The organism is Serpentinicella alkaliphila (assembly GCF_018141405.1).
Taxonomy (GTDB): Bacteria; Bacillota; Clostridia; order Peptostreptococcales; family Natronincolaceae; genus Serpentinicella; species Serpentinicella alkaliphila.
In genome coordinates, this window is sequence record NZ_CP058648.1 from 1,070,363 (window position 1) to 1,093,356 (window position 22,994).

Here is a 22,994-nt window from a genome sequence, read left to right on the forward strand (position 1 = left end):
AGATATAGTTCATTACAACGAGAAAAAAGTCCCTGTAGATTAAACTAAGGGACTGAAAACCATTATTTTGTGTAATTATCGAAATACCCTTGTACAAGTACTATAGGTGTACCTTTATCTCCGCTACCTGATGTTAAATCTGAAAGAGAACCAAGTAAGTCTGTAAGTCGTCTTGGTGTTGTTCCTTGAGCAACCATTGCTCCAGTAAGGTCACCCTCTTTATTTTTAATATATTCAGAAATAGCTTTCTTTAGCTCTTCTCCACGCAGGTTTGCGAAGTCATTATCAGCTAAATACTTTAATTTTACTTCATTTGGAGTACCTTCTAATCCAGATGTATAAGCTGGAGAAACAACAGGGTCAGCCAACTCCCATATTTTACCTACAGGATCTTTAAAAGCTCCATCTCCATAAATCATAACCTCAACAGCTTTACCAGTTAAGGCTTTAAGTTTTTCGTGTATTTCATCTACTACAGGCTGACAATTTCTTGGGAATAGCTTCACACTTTCCTCGGTAGATTTGTTTGATCCTAGTAAACCATATGATTCGTTAAATCCACTTCCATCTATTGAGGTAGAAAGAATATCATCTAAGCTATATACCTTTTCTCCACCATTAGCCTTTAATATTTTTTTAGTTCTAAATCTAGTATGGATATCGCAGGTTAAAACATTTTTAGTATAATTTAGTATAGTTTTAGGGTCATTAGAGAAAATGATTTCACATTCTACGCCATACCCTTCAACCAATGATTTGTAGTAATCTATATAATCAATACCTGTAAAAGTATGTTTAATATATCCAAAATTATCTCTAAATTGTTTTTCTGTAAGTGTATCTGTCCAAGGATTAATTCCTTTTTCATCAAGTAACTCAATATCAACTAAGTGATTACCAACTTCATCTGAAGGGTAGCTTAGCATTAAAACTATTTTTTTCGCACCCTTTGCTATACCTCTTAAACAAATTGCAAAGCGATTACGACTTAAAATCGGAAAAATAACGCCAAAAGTCTCTTCTGCAAATTTAGAACTAACATCCTTAGCTATAGCATCAATACTTGCATAGTTACCTTGTGCTCTTGCTACTATAGACTCTGTTACTGCAACAACGTCCTTATCATTTAATGAAAACCCTTCGGATTTTGATGCTTGTAATACACTATCAACAACAATCTCAGCGATATTATCACCTTTATGTATAATTGGTGCTCTTAAACCTCTTACAATAGTTCCAACTATTCTTTCCATTAGTATCTCTCCTAACACTTTATTATCATAGAGTTATTCTCTACTTGTACTATATATTATATTTATGATATAAGTAAAATAAATAGATGTAATATTACACATAAGGAGAAGTTATATGATTGGTAAATTAGATTTATATAAAGTATTTACTGAAGTTGTGAGAAATCAAAGCTTTTCTAAAGCTGCTAAGGAGCTATATATGACTCAACCAGCTGTAAGTCAAGGAATAAAGCAATTAGAAAAGGAACTGCAAATTAGACTTTTTACAAGAACAGCTAAAGGAGTTACATTAACTAATGAAGCACATATATTATTTGAGTATGTAAGCTCTGCTATTAACTTAATAAATGTTGGCGAAAAAAAGCTGTTGGAATCAAAAGACTTGATGACAGGAGAATTAAAAATAGGAGTAGGAGATACAATCTCTAAGTATTACTTATTGCCATATTTAGAAAAGTTTCACAATTTATCACCTAATATAAAGCTAAAAATAATGAATAGAACAACTATGGAATTAATTAATATGACCAAGTCAGGAGAGGTAGATTTAGCAATTTGCAATCTACCTATAAAAGATCCTGCTATTGAGGTAAAGAAGATTATAGATATACATGATATTTTTGTATGTGGAGACAAGTTTAAACATCTAACAAAGGAACCAATGAATATTGAAGTGCTACTGAAACATCCTTTAATTTTTCTAGAGCCCAAATCTAACTCAAGAAATTATGTAGAGAAATATTTGTTAACAAAGGGTATAAAAATAAAACCAGAAATAGAATTGGGATCTCATGATCTATTACTTGAATTTGCAAAAATAAATCTTGGAATAGCCTGTGTAGTTAAGGAATTTTCCCAAGAATATTTAAATACAGGTTTAGTTCATAAAATTCACTTAAATAAAAGTATTCCAAAGCGGGGGATGGGAGTATGTTATTTAAAGAGTGTATCATTGTCTCCGGCATCAAAAAGGTTTATTGAGATATTAGAAGAAAGCCATACTGCTTAAGTGGAAAATAACTAAACTAACATTTTAACATCCGACAGGGTGGATTTTTTTTATAAAAAATTGATGTAAATATAAAAATCAGGTTATGTCAATATGATCAAATAATAAGGTAAGCAGAAATATAGCAATGGTTATTAAAGACTTTGTGAGGTACAAAGTGTATTTAAAAAAGAATTAATCATAGTACAACTTAATTTTGGTATAAAATTCTAAAAAAAAGAAAAAAATAGGAATAAAATCCTAAATTTTAAATAAGATTTAATAAATATAACAGGAGACGAAGAAGTACGCTTAATAATTGGGCACTTTAAGGCGTATGGAGTGAGTGGTGCAACCGACCTGAGTTATTGTTGTAATATACAATAGTTTAGGTCGATTTTTTTAAAAGCAAAATGAGACAGGTCCTGTAACATCAATATATAAGAGGGATGCTCTTAAATTAAAATGATTTTTTTTTGTTAATAAAGTAACAGTTAGATAAAGGAGGGGTTTTCTTGTTAGAAATTAAAGAATACAGGAAAATATCTTTATTACAAGGATATCCAGAGTTCATTAAAATCACTTTTATTTTTAGATATTTAACTTTATTGATTACATCATTGTTCTACTTATTTGGAAGTGTGGAACACTCCTTTCTAAGAAAATGGATCATTATATTCTGCATAAGTTTATCTGCAATAGTACTTAATCTATTATACATAAAAAGTGAGCAATCTAAATATAATACGATAGTATTAATCCTAATTGAAACTATAGGAAATTCAGCAATACTCATTCCATCTGGAGGGTTAAATAGCCCATATGTATGGTATTCACTGAATACAATTTTAGTAGCTGCAGTGAAACTGGATTATAAGGTTTGTTGGTTAAATTTAGCTATATATTTATTTAATTCAACTTACATTACTAACTTATTAGTTAATGAACAAGTTAATTTGTTTGAAGCTTTTGTTAAAGAATCAAATCTAATACTAAGTTTTGTTTTAATTACAGGAGTTATATTACTTTTAGCCAAATATGCCCAAGAAAATGAAGAAAAAACTAATAATTTAAAGATAGCTAACAGTAAACTAATCTATGCAAACCATAGAATAAAAGAATCAATGAATCATATTATGGATTTATATAAATCTGTTGAGCTGTTTGCATCACAAGAAAATAGTAGAGATTTAATTAATATAATAACAGAGTATTGTAATAAAGTAATAAGAACTGAGACTGTAATATTTATGAGTCAAACCAAAGGTATTACGCCAATAACAATTAGGTCAGAAATGGAACAATTAGATAAAAAAATTGCAAATGAGTTGCAAAGCAAAAATATTTGCTTAGCTAACTGTGAGACTCTCGAACATATTATAAATGATAAAAGGTTTTTGTTTGTATCGGTGGGGAACAATTGCAAAAACTTTGGCGCTATCGGAATAGATTTGGATTCAAGTTTAAAAATAAATACAGAAGAAGAGGTAGTAGAGCAGTTAAAGTTAGTAGCAAATCTTAGCTCTATATTATTTGAGAAATTCGAGCTTCAGCAATTTGCAGAGGAGCTACTAATAAATAAAGAGCAAAATAGAATAGCTGATGAGATACATGATGGAACACTACAAAGATTATTTAGCACTTCATGTGGAATTTATGAAACGATTAAAAGACTTAAAAAAAGCAGTCTAATAGACATTGAAAGGGATTTAAATATTATTAGGAAATCACTTAATGAAACAATGAGAGAACTGAGAGAAACCGTATACGGGCTTAGTTGGAAGAAGAATGGAGAAAACAACTTTATTGCACAAATACTAAATTTTATAAATGATACTAAGGTATTAAACAATATAAATATAGAGTTTAGTCTAAATGGTTCAGATGAAATGCTTTCACTCAAGCAAAAGAAGGCACTATATAGAATAATTTGTGAAGGAACGAGTAATGCCATAAGGCATGCAAAAGCAACTAATATATACATAATTCTTACCTTAGATAGAGAGTATACTACTTTAGAGATTATAGATAATGGTGTAGGCTTTGACATAAAAAGAGTAGAGAGTGAGAATAAGATGGGATTAGGCATTGGAAATATAAGGAATTTGGTTAATACATTAAGAGGGGATATTTATTTTAACAGCTCAATCGGTGGAGGAACGATAATAGAAATTACGGTTTCAAATAATGAAAATCTTTTAGTTAAGGAGGAAGTCGGATGATTAATATACTAATTGTGGATGATCATCCCCTAGTTAGGAAGGGGCTAGTATCAATTTTATCACTTGAGGATGATATTAACGAAATCAAAGAAGCCGCTAACATTAAAGAGGCAACGAATTTACTTGAAACATATAACCCACAAATCACAATTCTAGATTTAAACTTAGGAAAAGAATACGGATTAGATTTGATTAGTAAAGCTAAGTCAAAAACTGATAGCAAATTTATTATTATAACCTCTTCTTATAAAAAGGAAGACTTTGAAAAAGCTCAAGAAATAGGAGTAGATGGATACATATTAAAGGATGCTTTTACAGAAGATATCATATACGCGTTAAGTATAGTTAAGAGGGGAAAAAAGTTTATTGATAATGAAATATTGCAACAGAGCATGAAAAATAATAAAAGAGAAAAAGAAAAATTAGACGAGTTAACTTCTAGAGAGATGGAAGTTCTAGAAGAGTTAGGTAAAGGGCAAAGCAATATTGAAATAGCACAAACACTTTATATCTCACCTTATACAGTAAAGAAGCATGTCAGTAGCATATTAAGCAAGCTAAATTTACATCACCGGACTGAGGCAGCACTTTATATTAATAGTTCATTAAAATTAAAGCGATCTACGATTATTTGATGCAAAAATTAGAGGAGGAGTTAAATTGGCAAGAAAAAAAAGAAAGGGAATTGGTATAGGAAAACAAATAATAATAGTTTCTTGTGTAATTGCACTGAATCTAGTAGGAATAAGTTATGCTCTATGGAATACAGGAACGATTATTGAATCAACTGTTTCTACTGGGTATATTAATCCTGTATTTACTACAGGGGGTAGAACCTATTCAGTAGGAACACTGGATTTACTAACGAATGAGATTGTTGAGTTGGAAATAGAAGTTGATCATGATGCTGGAACCGTGCCTCATAAATTTATAGGTTACGATGTATATTCATATCCAACGAATATAGATATTAGTTTTACAGGTAATGGTATAAAACTTACTGCTCCTGAAATTCCTGGAGAATACACCTATGAGGTAGTACTAAGGTATATTCAGTATAATGGCTTTGGTTGGGAGAAAGATTTAACGATAAAGGGCGGAATAAATGTAACGGAACCACTTCCAGTTTTGGGTACAGATACAGTTGGGATTGAAAAAATAGAATTTGATAGCGGACTACAAGAAAAGTGATATTAAAATAAATTGCTTTAATGAAGCTTATGAGGAAATGTAGTCGATGTTAATTATAAGAGATTCATATGTTAAGCGGGGGATATAAGTGGTAGTTTATAGTGTTTTGCAAGGCATTATACTTAAAAAAAAGTGGATAATATTGACTTCATTAGCAATAGCAATATATTTAGTAGAGAACTCACCGTTAGTCACGGTATTAGGGAGTTATAAATTTAATTATGTGATAAAGCCTATTTTATGGAGTGGGCTAATTATTCTTGTGTGGATGTTTCCACAGGTAAGATCTCAGACAAAGTTAAAGTATAGAGAAAATATAAATATGTGGGCGTTTAATTTCGCAGTTATGTTTATATTAATTTCAATTGTGGCAGGATTGTTTGACGGACTAGGAAAAAGCCCGTATAACCATTCTGTCTCAGGATTATTTTTTAATATCATATTTGTTGTACCTAAATTGGTGGCCCTAGAGGTTATAAGAAACTATATAGTAAATACAATATTAAAAGAAGAGAAGTTATATATTTTTATTATAATAGCCTCTATTATAACTATTGTAAGTTTTCAGTTAAGTAGAATTTTATCCTTAGAGGGATTAGATAGCAAAGTACAGTTTGTAGGACAGTACTTTGCACCAGAATTTTGTCATAATCTACTCGCTACCTATTTAGTTTTTATTGGAGGACTTATACCTTCTATTATTTACATGGGAATTTTGCAAGGTTTTCATTGGATGTCTCCAATATTACCAGATTTAAAATGGATAACTTCAGCCTTAATCGGCATACTAGTTCCAATGTTTTTTCTTATTACTATTCAGAGTATTCACCTTACACAGAGTAAAAAGCTAAAAAGAAGAGAAAAAACCCAGGAGAGCCCTATAAGTTGGATGACGACTAGTGTGTTATCTATAATGATTGTATGGTTTTCTTTAGGAGTATTTCCAATATATCCATCAGCAGTAGCTACAGGAAGTATGGAACCAATTATCTACCCTGGTGATGTGATTTTAGTGAAGCAGAATATTATAGTAAATGAACTTCAAGAAGGCGATGTAATACAGTTTCAAAGAGGCAATATTTTAATAACTCACAGAATTATTGATATAGAGGAGGATAGAGGGGCATTAGTAGGTTTTGTAACCAAAGGTGATAACAACTCTTCTGTAGACGTGGAAATTGTCAAGCCTGAATATGTAAGAGGCAAAATTGTAAAAGTTGTCCCTAAAGTAGGTTGGCCTACTTTGCTATTTAGGAGTAGAAAGAATGTAAATTTAGATGAAATTGTGTTCTAGAGGATATGTTGACAAACTATCCTCTATTTTTAATTTATATACCAACAATAAAAAGTTGTTATATAAATTGTAAGTCTAAATGAGTAAAGTATGGTTTGCATTTAAAAAAACTTGGTTCTCTAGAGGTAGTATAAATTCTACTTTTGTGGGATTTGAGCTAAAGAAATCAGGGCTATAATTAACATATAGCAAGTATATTAAAGATATAAATGCTACTTGCGAAATTACAAATCAAATTAAAAGGAGAGGAATTATTAATGAAAAAAACTAAATTTATTGCAATGGCATTAGTAGTTGCAGTTATGATGATGGGGGCAGGTTATGCATTCTGGACTGATCAACTAACAATCACGAGTACGGTATCAACTGGAGAGTTTAGGGTTGATTTTACCGGACAAGGGATGTTTGGAAAAGAGAGATATAAAGCAAATCCAAATGCATATGCAAGTTGGAGAGATGGACATTATATGGGTAAAGCAGATAATGTACAAGATCCTGGGACTTTCATTGTTAATAAGGTTGACGATAAATCATTAGAAGTAAAAATTAGTAATATGTATCCAGGTACTATGGTAAAGATTGCAGCTAAGGCCCAAAATAACGGAACAATACCAGCGGTAGTAAACAATGTTGAGATTGAAAATATTAATGTTAATGACAAATTAGCAAAAGTATTAGAATTTAGTGGTAAGGCAAAAATATTAAGAAATAATGGGTCAGTTGAAAGTATTGATGTTCCGAATTCAAGACTAGGTGGAGCTGATGGAAAAACTTCTCTAGAAGATGCATTAAATAGTGCACTTAAAGGTATAAGATTAGAACCAGGTGAGTCTGTGGAGTTTAGCACTGCGGGTGGAGGATCACATGCACTAACTATAGAACTACCTGTTTCAGTCAAAAATGAAGATGATGTTGAAAATGCAATAGCTAACTTCAAAATTATTATTAATTGGGAACAACATAACGCAAAATATTTCTAAGCTTTATTAATTAAGTTGGGGAGAAATCTCCAATTTTTTTATAAAAACCTGATCTTAATAAAAACTACCCCTATATAAGTAGTAAAAATATAAAGTTAGTATAACATTTTAAAGGAGATTAAATGCTTTTATAGAATTATTTGATCAAAAGGAGGGGTTTTGGTTGAAACGCAAAATAAGAAAAAAATATAGGATGAGTATAATATATGTATTGTTATTTTTAATTGGAATCACATTTGTTTCAACTTATAGAGGAATTAAATACCCTGGATTTGAAGAACACAAGAGTTCTGTTTATGAATATAAAAAACTTTCGAATATAAATTATGAAGTATTATTAAAACCTAACATTGTATATAATAACAGTAGTCTTCCAGAGGGACAGATTTATGTTACAGAGTTTGTAGATTATTTAGATGCACATTTTAGGTACGAATTTATGGGAGAAAAGAGTTCAGAAATAAAAGGAGAATATAAGATAATAGCTGAAGTTAAAGGATATACAATAGAAAACAAAGAAGAGAAAGATATCTGGACAAAGGAATATACACTTTTAAATAGCACAGAATTTAGTGAAATAGGTAAGAGAATATTAATAGAAGAGAAAGTATCAATTGATTTAGATAAATACAATGAATTTGTTAAACTAGTTACTTCTGAATCAAAAATTGGATTAAATAGTAAATTAATTGTATCAATGATTATTAATATGGATGTAACTACAGATCATGGAAAAGTTCAAGAAACCATAAATCCAACACTAGTAATTCCGCTTAATGTTGGTTATTTTAGTATTGATAATCTTGGAACAATTTATGATGTAGGCTCCATTGATGAAATTAAAAATGTTAAACTTCCAGTTGAAAAACAATTAATATTAACATATGTAATCATTTTAGTTATTTTTATTTCTGTTTTAATAAGTATGAAGTTTCTAACTACTAATGGTGATGAAGATGATAATGTTCTTAAAATTATCAAAATGATATTTAAACAACATGGTAATCGATTGGTTGCTATTACAAATGAATTAGATACTACTTACGAAAATATGTATAGTGTGAAAGGAATAGAGGATTTAGTTAAAATAGCCGATGAAGTAGAAAAACCTATTATATATAAATATAGAAACAACATTAAAGAGATTTTAGAGTTTTATGTTCTAGATAGTCCGTCAATTTATGTATTTGATTTGAATCAGGCACTAGAAGCAGATAATAGAGTTATTGTAGAGTCCAAATCAAATAGTTAAACTATAAATAAAATAGTAAAAAACAAAAGAAGTCAATAGATGCTAAAATGACTTCTTTTTTAGTATAAAAATAAATATATAGACGAGTATACTACTGATGGACTATTAAATTAAATCAAAAGTAGCACTAAAAGTAACCTTTTGAATGGAATAAATTGACGATAATTATATAAAATATAGTAAAGATAGGTAACTTGCTTTATGGAGGTGTTTAATATCAAGAATTTCTTTAAAAGAGTAGGGAGATTTTTAATTTTTACTATGGTAATGATTTTTATCACAAGTAGTCTAATGCAAACTTCATATTCAACTTTTTCACTAGGCAAACCTAATATAATGGTAACAATATTTAGCAATGGGACTATTGAAACTGAAGGCAATTTATTTGGAGAGGATTTATGGTATCCTGGTAAAGAAAAGAGTGGAGTTATACGCATTAATAATTATTATAAACCTATATATACCGATGACATTGGCTTTGAAATAAATCTAGAAAAGTATAACAGAATATATACTAAAGACAGTATATACAATGAGTTTAATAACAAAATGAGACTGACATTAAGTCGAGGGAAGTTAGATGCAATTTCAACTAAAATTATTGATAATGTTAGTTTGGAGCAATTAATAAAAGGATACAATTTTGAAGAAAGAAAGAGATTCATAATTGAAAAAAATGACTTTGTGGATTTAAAGTACACTTTAACTATGCATGAAGAGGCAGGTAATGAGTTGCAAAATATAACCGCAACAATATCGATGACGCTAAATGTTAATGAGAGAGCAGCTCATGAACAACCAATCAATGGAGGTAAGGGTAGTAATGGCGGTAATGCTAGTAATGGCGGTAATGGTAGTGATGGATGGGGAACTAATATTGAAAAACCCGTTGAAAAACCAATTCCTTGGGATATTAAAGATCACTGGGCTAAGAACTGTATATTGTGGTTAATTGAAAAAGGGATAATCACTGGTTATGAGGATGGGACGATAAGACCAAACAACTATATTACACGGGCAGAGACTGCTGCGTTACTAGCTAGGGCATTCAAACTAGAAACATCTGATAAGCTATATTCTGGGTATCTAGACCCAATCCCTTATTGGGCGAGGGGATATATACTAGCTTTAACAGAACAAGAAATCTTTATTGGTTCTCCTGCAAATGGAGGCAGGGTGTTTATGGCTAATGCCTTTATTACAAGAGAACAGACGGTTGCTGTATTTATAAGGGCTTTTAGTCTTTGCTTAGAGGAAGAAGTAGAGTTAGGTTTTATTGATAAAGACGAAATATCCGAATGGGCATTAGATTATGTTAAGGCTGGAGTTGGTAACAGAATCTTAAACGGATATCCAGATAATACTTTACGGCCTAAAAATAGTATTACAAGAGCTGAAGTATTCGCCATTTTATGCAGACTCTTAAAAATGAGTCAGGAAGTGGTAAATTAAATGAAGTTTCAAGTAGAAGTAATTCGCAAGCAGTATCAAAGAAGTTAATGCATGATCAGTAAACAATTAACTTAAAAGCGGTATGGGAAAAATCTCATACCGTTTTAGTTTGTTATTGCTATTTATAAATAAAAAGCCCGTGTAGGTATTATATGCGCTACGAATTTATTAACAAAAATAAATATATATGAATCATTTGAATAGATGTTTCTAATACCACTCTAGACGTGTTTAGATTCATTAACAGATGTTATTTCAAATAGTGCTTCTGTGTATATTTCAATTGAATGTAATCCTAATATTCTAGGCTTTGAATCAAAAGATAGCATTAATTGTAACTCAAGACATGCCAAAAGTAAAAATATCATCACTGCCCAAATAAATAATCAATGTAATTATTTTTACAATTAGTGGTCCCTCTAGCTGTAAGTGTAAATAAATACTTCCTCCTAGAAATAATAAAATATAGGATTACAATTACTTTTGACGCAAGATAGCTACCTTTAATGTTAACTTATTCGTTAATTTTAATTAAGTGAAAATTAATGGAAATAAAAATATAAAATGGTATATAATAAAAAGATAGGTAGAAATTGAATGAACTACCGTGTTTATTGGTAAAATATTAATAAGCTTTAGTTATAAGAGGAGGTACATATTTTGAAAAAAGTAGTATTTGAAACAGAAAAAGGGACAATAGTAGCGGAGTTATTTGAAAAGGATGCTCCGGGAACAGTTGCTAACTTTGAAAAATTAGTAAAAGAAGGTTTTTATAATGGGTTAACATTCCATAGAGTTATACCTAATTTCGTTATCCAAGGTGGATGTCCTTATGGAACTGGTACAGGTGGGCCAGGATACTCTATCAAATGCGAAGTTAAAGATAATCCTAATAAGCATTTAAGAGGTTCTCTATCAATGGCTCATGCCGGAAGAGATACTGGTGGAAGTCAGTTCTTTATTTGTCACAGTCCTCAACCACATTTAGATGGTGGGCATACAGTATTTGGTAAAGTAATTGAAGGTTTAGAAGTTGTTGATGATATAAGAGCCCAAGATAAAATGTTAAATGTAACAATAGTAGAAGAATAAAAAATAAAGGTCAATCACAAAGTGGTTGGCCTTAATTTATACACAATATAATAATAAGAATGGCTATATTGTGGATAAGATTACTTAAATTATTAAGTTTTCAACAAGTTGTTATGAAAAAACGAATTATAGATAGATATTATATGAAAAGTGGGTGGAGATTTGAGAATATTAGTTGATGCAGATGGATGTCCTGTTAAGGATATAATTTTAAAGGTAGCTAAGGAGCATAATGTTGAAACTATAATGATTAAAAATATTTGTCATGAGATTTATGATGATTATGCTACTATAATCACTGTAGACCAAGGAAAGGATATGGTTGATTTAGTTCTAATAAACAATACAAAATCTGGGGATATTATCGTTACACAGGACTATGGGGTAGCAGCTCTTGCTCTTGGAAAAAACGCAATGGCAATTAATCAAAATGGATGGGAATATACCAATGGGAATATAGATGGATTACTTATGCAAAGACATATTAACCAACAGATAAGAAGAAAAGAAAAAAGGTATACAAAGATTCCAAAAAGAAGTAAGGAAGATAATATAAACTTTGAAAAGGCTTTTAGAGAACTAATAAAACAGAATATTAGCAATAATTAATGCTATTGTTAAGGATCATTTCTTTATATATTCTATGTATTTATTAAAAATAATTTGGGAAACTTAAAAATACAATAGTTATGAAAGGAATGTTACATATGAGTTTTATGTGGGAATCTGTAATTTTAGTAATTGCAGGGATTATTTTGCTTAGAATATCAGGCTGTAAATCCATTTCACAGATGACCATAAGCCAAACGGTTGTAATGATATCAATAGGATCAATAATCATTCAACCAATTGTTGAAACGAGTGTTTGGAAAACAGTTGTTGCTGCTGTAATATTTATTACATTTCTAATTTTTGTAGAGCATATTCAGGTAAAATCAAATTTAATGGAAAATTTCCTAATGGGAAAAGCAAAGGTAGTAATACAGGAAGGAGGATTAGTTGTTGAAAATATGAAGAAGCTAAGATTTACAGTTGATCAACTAGAGATGAGATTAAGCCAACAGGGTATTTCTTCTAATATTACAGATGTAAAGGTGGCTACAATAGAAGCAAATGGCCAGTTAGGTTAAGAGTTAATGCAAGATAAAAAGCCTCTCACTGTTGGTGAGTTTAAGCAAATGATGGAAGGATTAATTTTGCAACTGCAAAATAATGGAACTCAAGCAAATATATTTACAGAGGTTACTTTAGATAGAGAAACTAAAGATAACAACGAAAGCTTCTTAGCATAAAACAAAAAGCCAGGGTTTCCTGGCTTTAAATTTTATGAACTCTTTTTCTCAAGATACTCATCATAAGTGATTTCCATATCTATTACACCTGTTGGAGTAACTTCAATAATTCTATTAGCTATTGTTTGAATAAATTGATGATCATGGGATGTAAATAATATATTACTTTTGAAATCTTTTAATCCGTTATTTAAAGCAGTGATAGATTCTAGATCTAAATGGTTAGTTGGCTGATCAAGAACAAGTACATTAGCGCTACTTAACATCATTCTAGAAAGCATGCATCTAACTTTTTCCCCTCCAGATAAAACATTAACTTTCTTAAGGGCTTCTTCCCCTGAGAAAAGCATTCTGCCTAAGAAACCTCTTAAGTAGCTTTCTGATTTTTCTTCAGAGTATTGAGCTAACCACTCAACTAGGTTTAAATCAACACCATTAAAAAATTCCGAGTTGTCTTTAGGAAAATAAGCTTTTGAAATAGTTACTCCCCATTTAAATGAACCACTATCTGGCTCCATTTCTCCCATTAAAATTTTAAATAGTGTAGTATTTACAATTTCGTTTTCGCTAACGAAGGCAATTTTATCACCTTTCCTAACTGTAAAGCTTACGTTATCTAAGATTTTTTCACCATCTATAGTTTTAGAAATACCTTCAACAAAAAGAATATCGTTTCCAACTTCTCTTTCAGGTTTAAAACCAACGAAAGGATATCTTCTAGTTGAGGGTTGAATGTCATCTATAGTAATTTTGTCTAAAAGCTTTTTACGAGAAGTAGCCTGCTTTGACTTAGAGGCATTTGCACTAAATCTAGCAATGAATTCTTGTAATTGTTTAATTTTTTCTTCCTTCTTCTTGTTTTGATCTTTCATCATTTGTTGTGCTAGTTGACTAGACTCGTACCAGAAGTCATAATTTCCTACAAATAATTGAATTTTACCAAAGTCTACATCTGCCATATGAGTACATACTTTATTTAAGAAATGTCTATCATGGGATACAACTATTACAGTTCCTTCGAACTCTATTAAAAATTCTTCTAGCCATGCAATAGATTTAATATCTAAATGGTTAGTAGGCTCGTCCAAAATTAATATACCAGGTTTGCCGAATAAAGCTTGGGCTAATAAAACCTTAACCTTCTCTGAACCTTGAAGTTCTGACATTTTTTTATAGTGTAATTCAGTTCCAATACCTAAGCCTTGTAGTAATGAAGATGCCTCTGATTCTGCTTCCCAACCATTAAGTTCAGCAAATTCACCTTCAAGTTCAGATGCTTTTATTCCATCCTCATCAGTGAAATCTTCTTTAGCATATAATGCATCTTTTTCTTTCATTATTTCATATAGTCTAGCATTTCCCATAATAACAGTTTCAAGCACTTCGTTATTATCATATTCGAAATGGTCCTGTTTTAAAACAGACATTCTCACTCCTGGAGCTATATGAACATCTCCTGAGTTAGCTTCCATTTCTCCAGATAATATTTTAAGAAATGTACTTTTTCCAGCTCCATTAGCACCGATAACCCCATAGCAATTTCCTGGAGTGAATTTTAGATTTACATCCTCAAAGAGCTTTTTATCTCCATATCTTAAACTTAGATTTGTAACATTTATCATTTTCTTACCTTCCTCTACTACTAAATTTTCAAATTGTTTCTATTATAACACATTTTAATTTTAAAAACATCCGTAAAATTGTGTATAATATATAATGGAACAAAAACACAAATGTAATACATGTTGAGGAGAATTTATATGAATTTAATTAGTTTAGAGAATATTTCTAAAAGTTATAGTGAAAAACAATTACTTAATAAAATAAATCTAGGTATTAATTCCGGCGATAAAATTGGGATAATAGGAATCAATGGCACAGGTAAAACTACTTTACTTAAAATAATTGCTGGGGTAGAACAGCCAGATGAAGGTAAAATAATGAAAGGGAATTCAGTAGTAATAGAATACCTTTCACAAAGTCCTGAGTTTGATCCAAATGACACCGTATTAGAACAGGTATTAAAGGGCAACTCACCAGAAATGAGGCTTTTGAGAGAATATAAACAAGTTAGTAATGATAAAAATGTTTCAAGTGATAGAATAATTAGCTTAACACAAAAAATGGATGCTTTAAATGCGTGGAATATAGAAAGTGAAGCTCAAACGGTTTTAACAAAACTAGGAATTACTGATTTTAACGCTAAAGTCGGTAACTTATCAGGTGGTCAAAAGAAAAGGATAGCCTTAGCAACCACATTAATTAGTCAATCTGATTTACTAATTTTAGATGAGCCAACCAACCATTTAGATAGTGACATGATTGAGTGGTTAGAGCAGTATTTAAATAAACGAAAAGGTGCTTTACTTATGATTACCCACGACAGATACTTTTTAGATAGAGTAGTGAACCGTATAGTTGAATTAGAAAGAGGAAATCTTTATGAGTACCAGGGTAACTATAGTGAGTTTCTAGTTAAAAAGCTAGAACGTCAAGAACTAGAGCAGGCTAATGAGAAAAAGAAAAAGGACCTTTTCAAAAGAGAATTAGCTTGGATGAGAAAGGGAGCAAAGGCTAGAACAACTAAGCAAAAAGCTAGAATCGATAGATTTGAAAAATTAAATGATGAACTTGAAAATGAAAGTTCTACAGATAGATTAGAAATTTCAGTAGGTAGTAGTAGACTTGGGAAAAAAGTAATTGAGATAGATAATATAAGTAAATCCTATGATGACAGAGTAATTATCAATAATTTTGAATATATTGTTCAAAAAGACGATAGAGTCGGAGTAGTAGGGCCTAATGGCAGCGGAAAAACTACTCTAATAAGTTTAATAACTGGTAAGATAAAGCCTGACAAGGGAGAAATTAGAGTTGGCGAAACCGTTAAGATTGGCCTGTTTTCTCAAGAAACAGACCATATGGATGAAAGTCAAAGGGTAATTGAGTATATTAAGGAAGTAGCTGAATTTGTTACCACTGCAGATGGAGATAAAATAACCGCATCACAAATGTTAGAAAGATTTTTGTTTCCAGGACCATTGCAATGGACCCCTATAGGGAAGCTTTCTGGTGGTGAAAGAAGAAGACTATACCTTTTAAAAGTGCTAATGGAAGCACCTAATGTTTTAGTACTTGATGAACCTACAAATGATTTAGATACAGAAACGTTAATGATATTGGAGGATTATTTAGAAGAGTTCCCTGGAGCAGTAATTACTGTATCCCATGATAGATATTTTTTAGACAAGGTTGTAGAGAAAATATTTTTTATTGATAAGGGCGGTAATATCATTCAAAACAATGGTAATTTTTCGGACTTTAAGGAAAAGTTTACTTTTGAAGAAGAACAACAAAGTCAAAAACATATTTTAAATATAGAAAAAAATCAAACTAGTAGTACAGATACAAGAAGAGAAAAATCAAAGGCGCTAAAATTTTCTTTTAATGAACAAAGAGAGCATGAGGAAATTGATGGAATAATTGCAGGCTTAGAAAGTCAAATTATGGATATAGAAGAACAAATTAATAAAGTATCTTCTAATCATGTACTTTTACAACAATTAATAACCGATAAGGAAACTAAAGAGAAACTATTAGAAGAAAAAATGGAAAGATGGATGTATTTAAACGATTTAGCAGATAAAATTCAAAAACAAAAAGGTTGAAGTCTAGGGTAATACCTAGGCTTATTTTTATGGTTATTTAGAGGACAAGCGTAAGATAATAATAAATATATAGGAAAAAGTGAATATTAATTTTAAGAATATTTAACATTAACTGATGAAATATGTAGACTCGACAGTCGAGACATCAGGTCTATTATTACCTATGCTATTGGTGATTACTTTTAATAGGAGGAAAACGAATTGTTCCAAATAAGGGATCTAACTTTTAAATATCCTAAGGCTATTGAAGAAACAATAAAAGGAATAACCTTTGAAATTAAAACTGGTGAGATATTTGGGCTATTAGGACCTAGTGGGGTAGGCAAATCTACAACACAGAAGATCCTAATCAAATTACTAAATAACTATAAAGGTGAAGTATTATATAAAAATAAACCTTTAGACAGATTTGGAAAGGAATTTTATGAGGAGGTAGGCGTTGGCTTTGAGATGCCAGTCCATTTTTCTAAACTTACAGCAGTGGAGAATTTAGAATTCTTTAAAAAATTATATAAAACTAGTGCAAATGTGGATGAGCTTTTAGAAAAGGTCGGACTTTATGATGATAGACATAAAAAAGCAGCTGAGTTTTCAAAGGGGATGAAATCAAGATTAAACTTTGTTAGGGCATTACTAAACAATCCCAAGGTATTGTTTTTAGACGAGCCAACTAATGGGCTAGACCCAAAAAATTCAAGAATAGTAAAAAATATAATTAGAGAGTTTAAAGAAAGTGGGGGGACGGTTTTACTGACGACTCACCTAATGAACGATGTAGATGAATTATGTGATCGGGTTGCTTTCATGGCAGATGGAAAAATTGTGGAGACAGACTCTCCTAAAAATTTAAAACTTAAATTCGGAAAAAGAATAGTTGAAGTAGAATATATTGGTGGTAACGGCATAGTTAAAGAAGAGTTTAGTTTAGATAGATTAAAAAACAATGGAGAGTTTTTAAATATAGTTAATACAAAAGATATAATAACCATTCATAGTAAGGAAACAACCTTAGATGATATATTTATTAAAGTAACGGGAGTGGGAGACTATGAGTAATTTTCAAGTATTGTTTTTAGGTGAATTACAGAGGATGAAAAAGTACAATATTTTTACTGGTAGCATTGTAATTTCACTGCTATGGGTAGCTATGCTACATTTTACTGAGGTACAAGATGTAGGCTTTATATTTCCGCTACTATTATTTATAGATGCAACTTCGATGGCTATATTACTAATAGGAGTAACAATGTTTTATGAGAAGCAAGAGAATGCATTGAAAACTTTAATGGTTTCTCCTATTAATAAGAGTGAATATATACTTGCAAAAACCTGTGCTAACATAATTACAAATTTAGAGGCGCTAGTTATACTATATATTTACGCCAGAATATTTAAAGAGATTAATTTAAACGTTTTATGGTTTGGAATTGCGGTCATTTTAGTCTCTTTTTTACATTCATTAATCGGTTTTTTATTTACTTATGCATCAAGAGATTTTACAGAACTTTTAATGGGGATGATGAAATATACATTTTTACTAATGATTCCACCATTATTAGAGCAAGTTGGTCTTATAAGAAACCAACTGTTTAGTAGACTACTATATATACTGCCCACAAAGGCATCTCTACTTATTTTAAATGCCCCAGTCTCAGGAATAGAAACTTGGGAAATATATTATTCTATTATATATACTATTTTCCTATCAGCTTTACTATATGTTCAAGTAGTTAAGAAATTTACTAACTTTGCAATTAAAGAAAGTGGGGTATAAGAATGTATATAAATTTTGTTAAAAGCGAACTCAAAAAGTGGTTTGGAGATTCCTTAATGAAATTCATGTTAATATACCCAATTATACTAGGCTTTATTGCAAGATTTATTGTACCTAAGATTGCTACTAGTAGTGGATTTACAGTTCAAGAGGCTGCTGACTTAATATTAGGTATACTGATTCTTTTAGTACCTCATATATTTGGAGCAATTATTGGATTCTCAATATTAGATGATAGGGATGATAATATATTTACTTCAATAAAGGTAACCCCTTTAAATATTATTAATTTTTTATTGTTTAAGGTGTTAACAGTTTTTATTCTATCATTTGTTGCATGTTTCTTTGTAATATGGTTTTCAAACATATGGACTTTAACATATTATGAAATTATAGTTTTAGCAATGCTAGCATCTTTGGGAGCCCCTATTTCAGGACTATTAATAAATGTTGTTGCGAAAAATAAAATTGAGGGGTTTGCTATAATGAAAGGGACCGGAATAATTTTAGTATTTCCAATAGTTTCATTGTTTTTTAGAGATGTTAGAGAATTATTTTTTTCCTTTGCCCCAGGCTTCTGGGTTGTTAAAGCATTAAGTTCAATGGTTACAGGCAAAGGTTTGCTATTTTTAACTTTCAGTCAGTATTATTTAATAGGGATAATCTATTTATTAATTTTAAATATTTTATTATTTAAACTGTTTATTCATAAAGTAAAAGTAGATTAAAACTGAATTACTTATATTAGTTATATAATTATAAATATTTAGAATAGAACTATGTGTTTATTCTCAAAAATGGAGGGGTATCCTATGAAAATAAGAATTCTTACTGTTGGTACAAGGGGAGACGTACAACCCTTTGTGGCACTAGGAGGTAGGCTAGTCCAATGTGGACATGAAGTAACTATATGTACGGCTGTGAATTTCAAAGAGTTTGTTGAGAGTAATGGAGTGTCTTTTTCACCAGTTAGAGTTGACTTTCTAGAGTTAACTCAATCAGAAAAAGGTAAGAAAATGATGGGTGGTAGTCCATTAGAAATATTTAAAAATATGAAAACTTTAATTTTTCCAATGATGGAAAGGATGTTAGAGGATTTATGGGAGGCCTCAAAAGATGCAGAGGTTTTGATCTATAGTCCAAAGGCATTTGGAGGGTATGATATTGCAGAAAAGCTTAAGATACCGGTATTTTTAGCTCATCCAATACCAATTATTGCTCCGACTACATTATTTACAAATCCAGCGCTCCCTTTCTCTATTAATAATGGATTTCTAAATAAAATTAGTTATAAAGCAAATTCTTTAATTATGGCTAGTTTCTTTAATATAATTAATAAATGGCGCAAAGAAACTTTAGGACTAAAAAACAAACGCACTCTATTTACTAATGACTTAGTGATAGATGGTAAACTCATACCAATTATTTACGGATGTAGTCCGACTGTAATCCCTTTTGATAATAACTGGGGGAGTAATGTGTCAATGGAAGGGTTTTGGTTTTTAGAAGATAAAGAATGGGAGCCACCAAAGGAGCTAGTAAGATTTTTAGAAAGGGGTATATCACCCATTGCAATAGGTTTTAGCAGTATGCCATTAAATAATCCCTTATCGGTTAAGCGTATGTTTGTTGAGGCGTTAGAAAGAACTGGACAAAGGGGAATTTTTATATCTGGATGGAGCGGAATTAAGGAAACTGAGAAAAATGATAACATTTTTGTCATAGACTCTATACCCCATTCATGGTTATTTCCTAAAACTAGAGGAATTATTCATCATGGAGGAGCTGGAACGACAGCTGCGGCATTACAGGCGGGTAAGCCAATGCTTATTTGTCCTTTTTCTGGGGATCAACCCTTTTGGGCAACACAAATGAAAAAAATAGGTGTAGCAACATTCCCATTAAAAGAAAACGATATGTCAGTTGAAACGTTTATCGATAGGATAAAAGAGCTACTTAATAATAAAAGGTTAAGGGATACAGCAGAAAGCATCGCAATTAAAATTAATAGTGAAAAAGGGATAGAAAAAACAATTAAATTTATACATGAAAAAATAGTTATGAGCAATAAATAAAAAATAGCTTCCTTCAAAAGAAAGCTATTTTTGATATATACATTATATTATTAAACTTCAACAATCCATCCTTCAGGTGCTTCTACATCTCCGAATTGTATACCATAAAGCGTATTATATAGCTTTTTAGTAACTGGGCCAACTTCCTTCTCACTATAGAATACGTGTAGATTATCTTTATAGTGAATACCACCAATAGGAGTAATAACTGCTGCAGTTCCACAAGCCCCTGCTTCTTTAAACTCATCTAAGTTATCAACTAATACATCTCTCTCTTCAACTTCCATACCCAAGTACTCTTTTGCTAAATGCATTAAAGAATACTTAGTAATGCTTGGTAGTATTGAAGGTGAGTTTGGAGTAACAAATTTGTTATCTTTAGTGATACCGAAGAAGTTTGCTGCGCCTACTTCTTCTATTTTAGTATGAGTTAAAGGATCTAAGTAAATACAATCAGCAAAACCTTTTTCTACAGCTAACTTATGAGGATAAAGACTAGCTGCATAGTTTCCACCAACTTTAACCCTTCCTGTACCAGTTGGTGCAGCTCTATCATAATCTGTTACTATAAAGTTTACAGGAGTTAAACCACTTTTAAAGTAAGACCCCACAGGAAGACAGAAAATACAGAATAAATATTCAGGAGCAGGTTTTACACCAATATTATGGCCAACACCAATTATAAATGGTCTAATATATAAAGTAGCGCCGGTACCATATGGTGGTACAAAATGCTCGTTTGCTTTTACCACTTGCTTAACAGCATCAATAAATTTTTCTTCTGGAATTTCAGGCATCAAAAGCCTTCTACAACTATCTTGCATTCTTTTCGCATTTTGATCTGGTCTAAACAACTGAATCTTGCCATCTTGTCTACGATATGCCTTTAATCCTTCGAAAGACTGTTGACCGTAATGGAGAGCGGTTGAGGCTTCACTTATTGAAAGCATATTATCTTCAACTAATGCACCTTCATCCCATTGACCATTTTGCCATTTCGATACATAACGAAAGTCCGTTTTCGTATAATTATAACTTAAATTTTTCCAATCTATATCTACCTTTGACATAAAATCCCCCCCTTAATAACTATGAATGTATTTAAACAATCATACTAGATAAATTAATTAATATTTTAACAGATTATTGAATTTGATTGAAGTATTATTTTTTAATTTTTCAAATAATTTAGTAATATTTATAAATTTGTTGCTATCTAGGTTTGCTGATAAACAATTGAGTATAGATATATCCGTATCTATTACTAGGTCTGACTCCAATACCGATATGAGTAAAGTTTGGATTCAATATGTTTTTTCTATGACCACTAGAATTCATTAATGCAGTATGAGCATTTTGAACATTGTTATTACCTGCTAAGTTTTCACCTGCGTGCAAGTATTTTATTCCGAATGAATCTAACATCTCAAAAGGACTTCCATAGGTCGGAGAATAATGACTAAAGTAGTTTTGGTCAACCATATCTTGAGATTTTATTCTAGCGACTCTAGTTAATTCTAAATCAACCTGTAAAGGCTGAAGATCATTCTGCTGCCTTGCTTGGTTAACTAAATCTACCATTTGTCTTTCCTGATCAGACAATTCTCTAATAGGTCCTTCAGCTGGTTGCTGTTGTTGAGGTTGTTGTCTGGCTGGGGTTTGTTGAATAGGAGGCTCTTCTGTTGTAGCAGGAGTTCTCCTAGTATCAGTTCTTTCTACTTCTGGAGCTTGAGGTGTTTGAGTTCCTGGAGTCTGGCCTCCTGGCGCTAATTCATCTTGGCCAATTCTAGTATCATCAGGTGTACCTGGGACGGTTCTTGTAGTTCCAGGGGCCTGCGGAGTAGGTACAAGTGCAATATCTCTTTGGTCTCGTGCTGGTTGCTCTTGTTCTTCAGCAGGTATTCCAACTACATCAGGATCTGTTTCTAAGTCAGGTGTTTGCTGATCAGGAGCAGGAGTAACAGTTTCATCCTCACGAATTACTGGCTGTGCTAAATTTGTTGGGATACAGCCAATTCGATTATTATCTAATTGGACAGCATACCAGTCCCCTACATGATCCAATACTCTAACAACATCATTTCTTTTTAGAGTACCAATTTTGTCAAACTGATTACCAAACCCAGATTTTACTTCTGCGTTATCTGAGGTGATTTTACAGTATTCAATACGTGCCATATCAAAGATAGATGATTGAGTAGTTTCTAATTGATCTCTTGGTATTGGACGTTCTTGTCCTCTGCAACCGGTAATAGCAAGAATTGCTATAATAGTAAGTATTAAAAATTTCCTTTTCATATAATACTATCCCTCCAAATTAATATTTAATAATAGTAATGAATAATTATATTATTTGCATCGATAGATAAAATACCAAAGTAAATAATGGTTTTTTGTAAATATAAAGGAAGATATAAAACACATTTATTTTGAATAAAAACTATACATGTAATACATACTT

Annotated in this window: 23 protein-coding genes and 1 riboswitch; of the genes, 17 read left to right on the forward strand and 6 right to left on the reverse strand. The window is 31.1% G+C overall.

Features of this window, described 5'->3' with window-relative positions:
- Positions 1-62: 62 nt before the first annotated feature.
- Complete coding sequence (locus tag HZR23_RS05440) at positions 63-1,253, reverse strand: coenzyme F420-0:L-glutamate ligase (protein WP_132847420.1); 1,191 nt, start codon at positions 1,251-1,253, stop codon at positions 63-65.
- A 115-nt stretch (positions 1,254-1,368) separates the two neighbouring features.
- Here HZR23_RS05440 and HZR23_RS05445 point away from each other — a divergent pair, with 115 nt between their 5' ends.
- The 8 genes from HZR23_RS05445 to HZR23_RS05480 all read left to right on the forward strand — a co-directional run bounded on the left by HZR23_RS05445 (position 1,369) and on the right by HZR23_RS05480 (position 10,632).
- Positions 1,369-2,262 (forward strand): LysR family transcriptional regulator, encoded by an 894-nt coding sequence (locus HZR23_RS05445; RefSeq protein WP_132847421.1) that lies wholly within the window; start codon positions 1,369-1,371, stop codon positions 2,260-2,262.
- Positions 2,263-2,526: 264 nt separating this feature from the next.
- A riboswitch (cyclic di-GMP riboswitch) is annotated at positions 2,527-2,611 on the forward strand.
- A 145-nt stretch (positions 2,612-2,756) separates the two neighbouring features.
- A complete protein-coding gene (locus HZR23_RS05450) occupies positions 2,757-4,463 on the forward strand; it encodes a sensor histidine kinase (protein ID WP_132847422.1) in 1,707 nt (568 codons plus the stop codon).
- Entirely contained in the window at positions 4,460-5,098 is a 639-nt protein-coding gene (locus HZR23_RS05455; RefSeq protein ID WP_243098154.1) for a response regulator, read from the forward strand. The genes HZR23_RS05450 and HZR23_RS05455 overlap by 4 nt, the downstream gene beginning before the upstream one ends.
- Before the next feature lie 25 nt (positions 5,099-5,123).
- On the forward strand, positions 5,124-5,654 hold the full coding sequence (locus HZR23_RS05460; protein WP_132847423.1) for a hypothetical protein: 531 nt from the start codon (positions 5,124-5,126) through the stop codon (positions 5,652-5,654).
- A 223-nt stretch (positions 5,655-5,877) separates the two neighbouring features.
- On the forward strand, positions 5,878-6,948 hold the full coding sequence (locus tag HZR23_RS05465; RefSeq protein WP_249536749.1) for a signal peptidase I: 1,071 nt from the start codon (positions 5,878-5,880) through the stop codon (positions 6,946-6,948).
- A gap of 257 nt (positions 6,949-7,205) precedes the next feature.
- Positions 7,206-7,928, forward strand: a complete 723-nt coding sequence (locus tag HZR23_RS05470; RefSeq protein ID WP_132847425.1) for a hypothetical protein — start codon at positions 7,206-7,208, stop codon at positions 7,926-7,928.
- 163 nt (positions 7,929-8,091) lie between these two features.
- Positions 8,092-9,180 (forward strand): DUF5305 family protein, encoded by a 1,089-nt coding sequence (locus HZR23_RS05475; RefSeq protein ID WP_132847426.1) that lies wholly within the window; start codon positions 8,092-8,094, stop codon positions 9,178-9,180.
- Between the two features lie 261 nt (positions 9,181-9,441).
- On the forward strand, positions 9,442-10,632 hold the full coding sequence (locus HZR23_RS05480) for an S-layer homology domain-containing protein (protein ID WP_207667831.1): 1,191 nt from the start codon (positions 9,442-9,444) through the stop codon (positions 10,630-10,632).
- Between the two features lie 122 nt (positions 10,633-10,754).
- Here HZR23_RS05480 and HZR23_RS18005 read toward each other — a convergent pair whose 3' ends face one another.
- Positions 10,755-10,847: a YcxB family protein gene (locus tag HZR23_RS18005; RefSeq protein WP_408641304.1), complete on the reverse strand. Its 93-nt coding sequence runs from the start codon at positions 10,845-10,847 to the stop codon at positions 10,755-10,757.
- A 6-nt stretch (positions 10,848-10,853) separates the two neighbouring features.
- Positions 10,854-10,985 carry a hypothetical protein gene (locus HZR23_RS17530; RefSeq protein WP_283669804.1) on the reverse strand — a complete coding sequence of 44 codons (132 nt, stop codon included), beginning with the start codon at positions 10,983-10,985 and terminating at the stop codon, positions 10,854-10,856.
- Between the two features lie 307 nt (positions 10,986-11,292).
- Here HZR23_RS17530 and HZR23_RS05485 point away from each other — a divergent pair, with 307 nt between their 5' ends.
- From HZR23_RS05485 to HZR23_RS05500, 4 genes are all read left to right on the forward strand, one after another.
- Positions 11,293-11,724, forward strand: a complete 432-nt coding sequence (locus HZR23_RS05485) for a peptidylprolyl isomerase (RefSeq protein ID WP_132847428.1) — start codon at positions 11,293-11,295, stop codon at positions 11,722-11,724.
- A 162-nt stretch (positions 11,725-11,886) separates the two neighbouring features.
- The gene (locus HZR23_RS05490) at positions 11,887-12,333 is read left to right on the forward strand and encodes a YaiI/YqxD family protein (protein ID WP_132847429.1); all 447 of its coding nucleotides are present in this window, start codon (positions 11,887-11,889) and stop codon (positions 12,331-12,333) included.
- Positions 12,334-12,413: 80 nt separating this feature from the next.
- The gene (locus HZR23_RS05495) at positions 12,414-12,854 is read left to right on the forward strand and encodes a DUF421 domain-containing protein (protein ID WP_213050335.1); all 441 of its coding nucleotides are present in this window, start codon (positions 12,414-12,416) and stop codon (positions 12,852-12,854) included.
- 6 nt (positions 12,855-12,860) lie between these two features.
- The gene (locus HZR23_RS05500; protein WP_165913605.1) at positions 12,861-13,016 is read left to right on the forward strand and encodes a hypothetical protein; all 156 of its coding nucleotides are present in this window, start codon (positions 12,861-12,863) and stop codon (positions 13,014-13,016) included.
- Positions 13,017-13,048: 32 nt separating this feature from the next.
- Here the strand turns inward: HZR23_RS05500 and HZR23_RS05505 are convergent, their stop codons facing one another.
- The gene (locus tag HZR23_RS05505; protein ID WP_132847431.1) at positions 13,049-14,638 is read right to left on the reverse strand and encodes an ABC-F family ATP-binding cassette domain-containing protein; all 1,590 of its coding nucleotides are present in this window, start codon (positions 14,636-14,638) and stop codon (positions 13,049-13,051) included.
- A gap of 138 nt (positions 14,639-14,776) precedes the next feature.
- Between HZR23_RS05505 and HZR23_RS05510 the strand changes: the two genes are divergently transcribed.
- From HZR23_RS05510 to HZR23_RS05530, 5 genes are all read left to right on the forward strand, one after another.
- Positions 14,777-16,684 (forward strand): ABC-F family ATP-binding cassette domain-containing protein, encoded by a 1,908-nt coding sequence (locus HZR23_RS05510; RefSeq protein ID WP_132847432.1) that lies wholly within the window; start codon positions 14,777-14,779, stop codon positions 16,682-16,684.
- 201 nt (positions 16,685-16,885) lie between these two features.
- Complete coding sequence (locus tag HZR23_RS05515; protein ID WP_132847433.1) at positions 16,886-17,740, forward strand: ABC transporter ATP-binding protein; 855 nt, start codon at positions 16,886-16,888, stop codon at positions 17,738-17,740.
- Positions 17,733-18,458 (forward strand): fluoroquinolone export ABC transporter permease subunit, encoded by a 726-nt coding sequence (locus tag HZR23_RS05520; protein WP_132847434.1) that lies wholly within the window; start codon positions 17,733-17,735, stop codon positions 18,456-18,458. Before HZR23_RS05515 ends, HZR23_RS05520 begins: the two co-directional genes overlap by 8 nt.
- A gap of 56 nt (positions 18,459-18,514) precedes the next feature.
- Positions 18,515-19,186 (forward strand): ABC transporter permease, encoded by a 672-nt coding sequence (locus HZR23_RS05525; protein WP_243098155.1) that lies wholly within the window; start codon positions 18,515-18,517, stop codon positions 19,184-19,186.
- 84 nt (positions 19,187-19,270) lie between these two features.
- A complete protein-coding gene (locus HZR23_RS05530) occupies positions 19,271-20,533 on the forward strand; it encodes a glycosyltransferase (RefSeq protein WP_132847436.1) in 1,263 nt (420 codons plus the stop codon).
- Positions 20,534-20,583: 50 nt separating this feature from the next.
- Here the strand turns inward: HZR23_RS05530 and HZR23_RS05535 are convergent, their stop codons facing one another.
- Complete coding sequence (locus tag HZR23_RS05535) at positions 20,584-21,603, reverse strand: branched-chain amino acid aminotransferase (protein WP_132847437.1); 1,020 nt, start codon at positions 21,601-21,603, stop codon at positions 20,584-20,586.
- A gap of 142 nt (positions 21,604-21,745) precedes the next feature.
- Positions 21,746-22,831: a CAP domain-containing protein gene (locus HZR23_RS05540; RefSeq protein ID WP_132847438.1), complete on the reverse strand. Its 1,086-nt coding sequence runs from the start codon at positions 22,829-22,831 to the stop codon at positions 21,746-21,748.
- Positions 22,832-22,994 lie beyond the last annotated feature (163 nt).

Coding starts and splice junctions, on each gene's coding strand:
- HZR23_RS05440 (WP_132847420.1), bottom strand. CDS start 1,253: ATGGAAAGAATAGTTGGAACTATTGTAAGAGGTTTAAGAGCACCAATT.
- HZR23_RS05445 (WP_132847421.1), top strand. CDS start 1,369: ATGATTGGTAAATTAGATTTATATAAAGTATTTACTGAAGTTGTGAGA.
- HZR23_RS05455 (WP_243098154.1), top strand. CDS start 4,460: ATGATTAATATACTAATTGTGGATGATCATCCCCTAGTTAGGAAGGGG.
- HZR23_RS05470 (WP_132847425.1), top strand. CDS start 7,206: ATGAAAAAAACTAAATTTATTGCAATGGCATTAGTAGTTGCAGTTATG.
- HZR23_RS05480 (WP_207667831.1), top strand. CDS start 9,442: ATGGTAATGATTTTTATCACAAGTAGTCTAATGCAAACTTCATATTCA.
- HZR23_RS05495 (WP_213050335.1), top strand. CDS start 12,414: ATGAAAGGAATGTTACATATGAGTTTTATGTGGGAATCTGTAATTTTA.
- HZR23_RS05500 (WP_165913605.1), top strand. CDS start 12,861: ATGCAAGATAAAAAGCCTCTCACTGTTGGTGAGTTTAAGCAAATGATG.
- HZR23_RS05505 (WP_132847431.1), bottom strand. CDS start 14,638: ATGATAAATGTTACAAATCTAAGTTTAAGATATGGAGATAAAAAGCTC.
- HZR23_RS05510 (WP_132847432.1), top strand. CDS start 14,777: ATGAATTTAATTAGTTTAGAGAATATTTCTAAAAGTTATAGTGAAAAA.
- HZR23_RS05520 (WP_132847434.1), top strand. CDS start 17,733: ATGAGTAATTTTCAAGTATTGTTTTTAGGTGAATTACAGAGGATGAAA.
- HZR23_RS05525 (WP_243098155.1), top strand. CDS start 18,515: ATGAAATTCATGTTAATATACCCAATTATACTAGGCTTTATTGCAAGA.
- HZR23_RS05530 (WP_132847436.1), top strand. CDS start 19,271: ATGAAAATAAGAATTCTTACTGTTGGTACAAGGGGAGACGTACAACCC.
- HZR23_RS05535 (WP_132847437.1), bottom strand. CDS start 21,603: ATGTCAAAGGTAGATATAGATTGGAAAAATTTAAGTTATAATTATACG.
- HZR23_RS05540 (WP_132847438.1), bottom strand. CDS start 22,831: ATGAAAAGGAAATTTTTAATACTTACTATTATAGCAATTCTTGCTATT.